Origin of the sequence: Streptomyces sp. TRM68367, from assembly GCF_014495685.1 — a bacterium.
Classification (GTDB): domain Bacteria; phylum Actinomycetota; class Actinomycetes; order Streptomycetales; family Streptomycetaceae; genus Streptomyces.
In genome coordinates this window covers 44,827-51,736 of the sequence record NZ_JACTVI010000067.1, presented here as the reverse complement: position 1 = coordinate 51,736, position 6,910 = coordinate 44,827, and the positions used below count along the sequence as shown (strand labels likewise).

Annotated in this window: 7 protein-coding genes and 4 pseudogenes; 8 read left to right on the top strand and 3 right to left on the bottom strand. The window is 69.1% G+C overall.

What is annotated here, in order from left to right; all coding sequences use genetic code 11:
- Positions 1 to 50: 50 nt before the first annotated feature.
- The 3 genes and pseudogenes from H8R17_RS49450 to H8R17_RS31730 form a co-directional block, all read left to right on the top strand.
- Positions 51 to 176, top strand: a pseudogene (locus tag H8R17_RS49450) (AarF/UbiB family protein); the annotation flags it as partial.
- A 55-nt stretch (positions 177 to 231) separates the two neighbouring features.
- A complete protein-coding gene (locus H8R17_RS31735) occupies positions 232 to 567 on the top strand; it encodes a hypothetical protein (protein ID WP_187826665.1) in 336 nt (111 codons plus the stop codon).
- A gap of 7 nt (positions 568 to 574) precedes the next feature.
- The gene (locus H8R17_RS31730; RefSeq protein WP_187826664.1) at positions 575 to 868 is read left to right on the top strand and encodes a hypothetical protein; all 294 of its coding nucleotides are present in this window, start codon (positions 575 to 577) and stop codon (positions 866 to 868) included.
- On the opposite strand, the pseudogene H8R17_RS31725 reads toward H8R17_RS31730, so the two are convergent.
- Positions 832 to 1,377: pseudogene (locus tag H8R17_RS31725) on the bottom strand (ISAzo13 family transposase); the annotation flags it as partial. The gene H8R17_RS31730 and the pseudogene H8R17_RS31725 overlap by 37 nt on opposite strands.
- A 53-nt stretch (positions 1,378 to 1,430) precedes the next feature.
- On the opposite strand from H8R17_RS31725, the pseudogene H8R17_RS31720 reads away from it, so the two are divergent.
- A pseudogene (locus tag H8R17_RS31720) lies at positions 1,431 to 1,892 on the top strand (transposase); the annotation flags it as partial.
- Positions 1,893 to 2,076: 184 nt separating this feature from the next.
- Here H8R17_RS31720 and H8R17_RS31715 read toward each other — a convergent pair.
- Entirely contained in the window at positions 2,077 to 3,027 is a 951-nt protein-coding gene (locus H8R17_RS31715) for a LysR family transcriptional regulator (RefSeq protein WP_187826663.1), read from the bottom strand.
- 84 nt (positions 3,028 to 3,111) lie between these two features.
- On the opposite strand from H8R17_RS31715, the gene H8R17_RS31710 reads away from it, so the two are divergent.
- The 4 genes and pseudogenes from H8R17_RS31710 to H8R17_RS31695 form a co-directional block, all read left to right on the top strand.
- Positions 3,112 to 3,873: a sulfite exporter TauE/SafE family protein gene (locus H8R17_RS31710; protein WP_187826662.1), complete on the top strand. Its 762-nt coding sequence runs from the start codon at positions 3,112 to 3,114 to the stop codon at positions 3,871 to 3,873.
- Positions 3,874 to 3,927: 54 nt separating this feature from the next.
- Entirely contained in the window at positions 3,928 to 4,479 is a 552-nt protein-coding gene (locus tag H8R17_RS31705) for a hypothetical protein (RefSeq protein WP_187826661.1), read from the top strand.
- A gap of 18 nt (positions 4,480 to 4,497) precedes the next feature.
- Positions 4,498 to 4,686, top strand: coding sequence for a hypothetical protein (locus H8R17_RS31700; RefSeq protein ID WP_187826660.1), 189 nt, complete (start codon positions 4,498 to 4,500; stop codon positions 4,684 to 4,686).
- 140 nt (positions 4,687 to 4,826) lie between these two features.
- Positions 4,827 to 5,719, top strand: a pseudogene (locus H8R17_RS31695) (transposase); the annotation flags it as partial.
- 263 nt (positions 5,720 to 5,982) lie between these two features.
- Here the strand turns inward: H8R17_RS31695 and H8R17_RS31690 are convergent.
- A complete protein-coding gene (locus tag H8R17_RS31690) occupies positions 5,983 to 6,876 on the bottom strand; it encodes a ScbA/BarX family gamma-butyrolactone biosynthesis protein (RefSeq protein ID WP_187826659.1) in 894 nt (297 codons plus the stop codon).
- Between the last annotated feature and the right edge of the window lie 34 nt (positions 6,877 to 6,910).

The window sequence follows — 6,910 nt, the reverse complement described above, 5'->3', positions numbered from 1 at the left end:
GCCGTCCTCGTGCCCCGCACCCACCCCCCTCAAACCGCTGACCAGCCGCGATGAGCACAGGCAGGGCTATCTACAGCTGCCGTAACTGCGACATGCATCCCGGAAACCTTTACCTCGACCGTGACGGCGGCCTGGTGATCCTCGATGCCGGTTTCGTCATCCGGTTGCCCGAGGCCGTGCGGCGGTCCTTCGCAGACTTCTTTATCAACATGGCGCTGGGGCGACGGCAGCATGTGCGCGCAGATCGTCATCGACAGCGCAGCACAGATGGCCGACGACTGCGACCTCGAGGGCTTCCGTGCCGGACTGCGCACGCTGGTCGAGGAGGCCTCCGGTGCCAGGTCCGGCGACTTCGACCTGGCACGCTTCGCCGGCCGCCTGGTTGAGTTGCAGCGCCGCTTCGGGCTGTATCCGGTGCCCGAGTTCGCCTTCCCGCTGCTGTCGCTCCTGGTCATCGAAGGAATGATCAAGGCGTTCGACGCGGACGTCGACTTCCAGGCCGAGGCAATGCCCGTGCTGCGTCGCCGCAATCTCCCGCGCGTCGCCGCTGCCAACCTTGAGAGGTGAACTGAGCATGGACGATGCAACCGCCAACGTCCGGGTGCCACTGATCGCCGAGGAGGAGGCCGACGGCCGCCTCGCGGAGCTCTACGACGAGATAAAGAAGGCCACCGACCTCCCGTTCGTCCCGGACATGTTCTGCCTCGCGTCCACCCGACCGGATCTGATGGCGGGCTCCGGCGCGGACGATCTCTTGTCAAGCTGCGGTGTGCGCGGGCGGTTGGGCAGGGCGCTGTTCCGCGTCTCTCCACATGTGCCGGATGATCACGTTGCCGCCTGGTGCTGCTTGACCTGCTCGTTGAGATAGTGGAACTGGGCATCGCGGTCGGGATGTTGGGCACCCTCAAGGGTCTTGGCGTTGCCCTGCAGACTGAATCCGGCCTGCTTCAGCAGCCGCCCCACCGTCGGGGCAGAGACCGGGTGGCCCTGCCGGGCCAGTTCCTCGGCCAGGTGGCGCAGCGACTTCGTCGTCCAGCGCAACGGGGACTCCGGATCGCCGCGCTCATCGGGCTCAACCAGGGCCATCAGCGCGTTCACCAGGCCGGGGTCGAGCTCCTCGGCGAGTTTGCGGCCCCCACCCTCGGCGCGGATGCGTCCGCCGGGCAGCGGTCCGAGACCGGACTCCAGTTCTGCGATCCCCCGGCGCACGGTGGTCTCGCTCACGGCTGCCGCCCGGGCGGCAGCGCGTACCCCGCCGTGTCCGAGCAGCCTCGCCTCGGCGGCCACCGCCAGAGGCCGCTGCCGCTCGTTCAGATGCGGCAGCAACACCGTGAAGCGGTGATCGAGTTGGGACAGCATCTCGTCCGTGATCGCCATACCAGGCCAACGAGCCGCTGATCACGAAGCAACAGGTTGATTCTTGACGGATTCACAAAACGGCCAACGTCCTCAACGCTCTGCCGAAGTCCGCCCAGCCCAGTGCCCGCAAGGCCCTGCAGGACGTCTACAACGCCGAGGACCGCGAGCACGCGCTGAAGGCGATCACCTCGTTCGACAACGCCTACGGCGCAAAGTGGCCCAAGGCGGTGAAGAAGATCACTGACGACGTCGACGAACTGCTGGCGTTCTACGACTTCCCTGCCGAACACTGGATCCATCTGCGCACCACCAACCCGATCGAGTCGACCTTTGCGACTGTCCGGCTGCGCACCAAGGTCACCAAAGGCGCCGGCAGTGCGGCCGCCGCGCTGGCCATGGTCTTCAAGCTCGTCGAATCCGCCCAGGGCCGCTGGCGCTCCGTGAACGCACCCCACCTCGTCGCCCTGGTCCGGGCCGGCGCCCGCTTCGAACGCGGCCACCTCGTCGAACGCCCCGAGACTCACGCAGCCTGAAGCACCTCAACCGAATTACAGCTCTGGCTAACCTTCGCTGAGGCACCAAACGCGCCGCCGCTGCTACTGCGTTGCTGATAGTGCGCGAGCTGGTGGCGAGGGCGGGCTGGCGGGCGACGGACGGTTCCCACTGGCTCGGCACGCAGATCCGGGCGCTCGGCGCCGGCCCGTGTCCGGTTTCCGGTCAACCGTCGTGGGAGGGCCGCTGGCCGACCGGGTCTCCGTGTGCGTTGCGGGAGGAAGGCTCGGACAGTGCCGCGCGGCACAGGTGTTCGGCGAGCGCCGCGGTGGCCGTCGGCGAGGCGCTGTCTTTGACGCCCCAGGCCAGCAAATGGTGGCGGCGAGCCCAGGGGTCCTGCAGTTCGCACACGTCGAGTGGCTGGTGGGGGTCGATGGCGCGACGCGGTACGACGGCGAGCCCGACGCCGGCGGCAGCGAGGGTGACGAGGACGTTGAGGTTGGCGACGGTGGTGCGGTAGCGCACCACTGGAGCGTGTGGCCCGAGGTGCTTCTCGATCCAGCGGCGCAGCGAGGAGTCTGCGTCGAGCCCGACGAGAGGGTGCTCAGCGACCTCGCTGTAGGTCAGCGTCGTTCGCCCAGCGAGGATCCCGCCGGCCTGGCCGATCACGACGAGGGAGTCGTCGCCGAGGGGCTCCATGTGCAGGCCGCAGTCGCGGGCCTCGTCGTCGAGGACGACCCCTAGGTCTGCCTCGCCGTCGGCGAGCATCCGCACGGTCTGAGGGGTGCGGCTCTCGGACACCGTGACGTCGACGTCCGGGTGTGCGCGGAGGAACGCGACCAGGGCCCGCGGCACGAGCCGATGCATCGCGGAGCCGCCGCCCAGCAGGGTCAGCGGAGCGGTCGGGGACTGGGTGTAGCTCGCGACGGCGCTTTCGAGCCGCGCAGTCTGGGCGAGCACGTCGCGTGCGTGGCGGGCCAGGGTCGTCCCTGCCGGCGTGGGCCGCACGCCCCGCCGACTGCGGATCAGCAGCGCCACGCCGGCGTGGCGCTCCAGCGAGCGCACCCTGGCGCTGGCCGAAGGCAGGCTCAGGTGCATCCGGTGAGCGCCCGCCGTGATCGACCCCTCCGTCACGATATGGAGAAAGAGCCGCAGGTCGTCCAAGTCATAGCGCACCCGCCCCAGCCTAAGGGCCAGCCTTAGGCTGCGTTCACCGATTACGCATTGTGGACCCACTGGTCACGGAGCGATGCTCGGCGTGTGTCCGAGATATTGCTTGTCCTGCTGGCCGGTGCCGCCGCCGGAGCCCTGAACGCCATTGGTGGTGGGGGCACATTCGTGGCGCTGCCCGCTCTCGTCGCGTTCGGCCTGTCACCGGTGACGGCGAACGCGTTGTCACGAGTCGCCCTCGTACCCGGGGCCGTGGCAAGCGCGTGGGTTTACCGACGCGAGCTCGCCCGGGTCGGGACGACATCCACGAAGGCGCTGACAGCGATCAGCGTGATCGGCGGCGGAGTCGGCGCCGGTCTGCTGCTGGCGCTGCCGGCATCGTCGTTCGACACCGCGGCACCGTGGCTACTCGCCTTCGCCACGGTGATCCTCGCCTTCGGACGCCGCCTCTCCCAAGCGTTGAGCATCACGCTGGGCCACTCGGTCAACATGAATTACCGAGCCGTCCTGGTCAGCCAGTTCTTCCTCGCCGTGTACGGCGGATACTTCGGCGGTGCCGTAGGCATCATGATGCTGGCCCTGTGGAGCATCGGCCTCGGCCTCGACGCCGCGGTCAGCAACCCGATGCGGATCGCGCAGCTCGCAGCGATCTATCTCAGCGCGACCGTGCTGTTCCTCATCGCCTCGGACACACTGAGCGCTCCGCTTCTCCTCACCTGCATGCTGGTCGGCGCGGTAGTCGGCGGCTTCGCCGGCGCCCACCTCGCCCGCCGTCTCCCCGCCCGGCTGTTGCGGGGCGTCATCCTGACCACCGCCGTGACCACGACCGTCCTGTATTTCCTGCGCGCCTGACCACGCAAGGGCCGCGGTGATCAGCCCCCATCGTCGGAGCTGAGGCTGACTGACATGACCGAAGGTGACACAGGAGCCACCGCACCGTACACGGATGCGGCGCGAGCGAGGCTGGTGATGGCCTACGAGGCATGCGAACTGGCCGAACTCGCGCGTGCCACCGTCCCGATCGGCGAGCACGAGCTGAACCCCGACGGCACCACCTGTTCGCCGGGCGCCGTGCTGGCTGATGCCGCCCGAGTGCTCGCGGCCGCGCAGCGGTTCTTCGAAGCCGCGGCCGTGTTCGAGCGTATGGGCGGCGCCGACTGGCAGCTCATCGGCGACGTCCTGAACGTGTCTCCGCAAACCGCGCGGGTGCGCTTCGCGATGGCCGAGGCCGGCTTCCGGGAGGAACTACGCTCCCCCGAGAGGACCGGCACCGCCAGAGCCGCCGACGAAGTGAGCTGGTTGCGGGCCTACATGGCCAGGGAACCGCTGGAAGTCGCCCTCGACCTCGACGACTGGGTACTGCGCCACGAGGACGGCGACAGCGGCATCGGCACTGCGCCGGTCTCCGGCGGCCTGGTCCGGAAGAATCCTCGACGACGCACCGAGAAACACTCCTGACTCGCTGAGAGGAGAGACATGGACATACCATCATCCGACGTAGCTCGGCTGCTGCGATTGCTCGCCGTGCGCGCCTTGACCCTCGCACCTCTCGTCGGCATCACCGGCGAAACGCCGCTGACGGTTCTCTTCGCGCTCTCCGGTCTCGGGCTCCTCGTACCGGTCGATTCAGCGGCGGACCGCCGACCGGCAGAGTGCGGCGCCTGACGCACCAATTCCTCGCGCTCGTCCGCGCCAGCACTCCATCAGCGGCACGTTCATCGAACGACCCGCCGAACACGCCCCCACCCACAGCAACTAAGAGACCTTGATCCACAGGTCTTGACGATTTCACCCGGCTTCTCCTCTCCTACGGCGAGGCGATCCGTCAGGCCCTCCCCGAAGCGGTGCAGGTCAGCGACAGGTGGCACCTGTGGAGCAACCTGTGCGGCAAGGCCCTGGCCGAGGTCCGCTCCCACGCCGCCTGCTGGGCCACCGCCGTGAATCCCGCCCGGCCCGGGGGCGTACGCGAGGAGGCCACCCGCGAACGCTGGAACAAAATCCACGACCTCCTCGGCCAGGGTGTCGGCCTGTTCGACTGCGCCCGCTGCCTCGATGTCGCTCTGAACAGCGTCAAGCGCTACGCCCGTATGCCAAAATCCCAGGCTCTGCGTATCGCCCCCGCCTACCGGCCCACTCTCGTCGACCCCTACCGCGATCACCTCCGCGAACGGCGCGCGGGCGGACCCGGCAGTTGCTGTCACCTACCTACTGGGGAAGATCCGGGAGTTGGGCTACACCGGCAGCGCCGACCTGCTGGTCCGCTGCCTCAACCAGGGCCGCGCTGAAGGCGACCGCCCCCGTCACCACCCCGCGTCACGCCTGCCGCCTCCTGCTCACCCGACCCCGAAACCTGCGTCCGAAGGAAACGGCCCTGCTGGAGAAGATCGCCGCGGCCTGCCCGGAGATGACCGCACTCGCCGACCTGGTACGCGGCTTCGCCGTCCTGCTGGAACCGGCAGAGGACAACGACGTGAAACTCACCGAATGGATCACGGCCGCCCGCGCCGTGGACCTGCCCCACCTGCACTCCTTCGCGAACGGCCTCGAACTCGACCGGCCCGCCGTGAACGCCGGCCTCACCTTGCCCTACCACAACGGCCGCACCGAAGGGGTCGACACCCGCACCAAGAGGATCATGAGGCAGATGCACGGACGCGCCGGATTCGACCTCCTGCGCCACCGCATTCTCCTACCCTGACGGACACCCAGCCTCACCACCGACTACGGGCCAGCCCTGCTCGTTTGACAGACTTCTCGGTCTGGTGGCGGCCTGGAACCCGCAGGCCTGAGGCGGACTCAGGGTGGAAANACTACGGGCCAGCCCTGCTCGTTTGACAGACTTCTCGGTCTGGTGGCGGCCTGGAACCCGCAGGCCTGAGGCGGACTCAGGGTGGAAACGGGGGAGAGGCGGCGCGTGGGCGCCGCCTCTCTGCTGTGTACGGGTGCGGTGGCGGCGGTGCGTCAGCGCGGGACGACCAGAGAGGTCACCGTCGCGGTGAACGGCACGTTCTCGCCCTGGCGGGCGGTGATCTGGACGGTCTCCTGACCGGGCGTGGTGGTGGCGGTCGGCTCCGCCTCGATCCGGCATGGGGCATCGAACTCGACGAATCGCGTGAACTTGGCGTCGATGCTGGTCATGACGGTCTGCCGGGGGTGCAGCGCGGAGTGGGCCGCCTGGCGGGCCGCCTCCAGGAGCAGCATGCCGGGGATATGGTCGACCGGGTGGTCGAACAGCACGGGGTGCGTCACGTCGACCCGCAACTGCCAGTGCCGGTCCGCTCGCCCGGGGGCGAGGACGACGTCCTGTGGATCGATCCGGCCCGCCTGGTCGGGCGCGATCGGCGCAGGCAGCGGGACGGCGCCGGCCATGGCGCGGGCGGCGTCGCAGCGCGGGCCGCGCAAGCGCCGGTAGATGGCGGGCGCCTGGTTGGCGAACCGGGTCTCGGCGGCCCCCATGCGCTGCTTGTCCCGAACCGCCGTGGCCCGCAGCGCCATCCCGCCGAGGCGTCCGGCGCGCTTGACGACGTCGGCGCCCGTCAGGTGCATCTCCAGGTCGGCGGGCAGCCGCTCGTGCCGCAGCGCTTCGGCGGAGATGGTGCAGCGGAACCGGTCCCATATCTGGCGGTGGTCCATGGGTGCCCCGTACCCGACGTGGCTGACCAGGGGCATCGCCTGACGGACGCTCTCGGCGAAGAGCATCGGGTCGTGCAGGCCGTGGGCCGGGGCGTAGAAGCTGTGGGACCGGGGCCACTGGGCAGGGGCGAGAAAGGAGTCCTCACCGTTGTTCTGCCAGCCGCAGATCAGGACTTCGGCCTGGGCGGTCTTGTGCACGTACTGACGCGGGATGGCCGTCATCGGTAGAGGAGGGCTGGTGGCGGTCTTGAGAGCG

Bases quoted from the DNA above. Each gene is read 5' to 3' on its own strand.
- H8R17_RS31730 (WP_187826664.1), top strand. From the start codon at position 575: ATGGACGATGCAACCGCCAACGTCCGGGTGCCACTGATCGCCGAGGAG.
- H8R17_RS31705 (WP_187826661.1), top strand. From the start codon at position 3,928: ATGACCGAAGGTGACACAGGAGCCACCGCACCGTACACGGATGCGGCG.
- H8R17_RS31735 (WP_187826665.1), top strand. From the start codon at position 232: ATGTGCGCGCAGATCGTCATCGACAGCGCAGCACAGATGGCCGACGAC.
- H8R17_RS31700 (WP_187826660.1), top strand. From the start codon at position 4,498: ATGGACATACCATCATCCGACGTAGCTCGGCTGCTGCGATTGCTCGCC.
- H8R17_RS31690 (WP_187826659.1), bottom strand. From the start codon at position 6,876: ATGACGGCCATCCCGCGTCAGTACGTGCACAAGACCGCCCAGGCCGAA.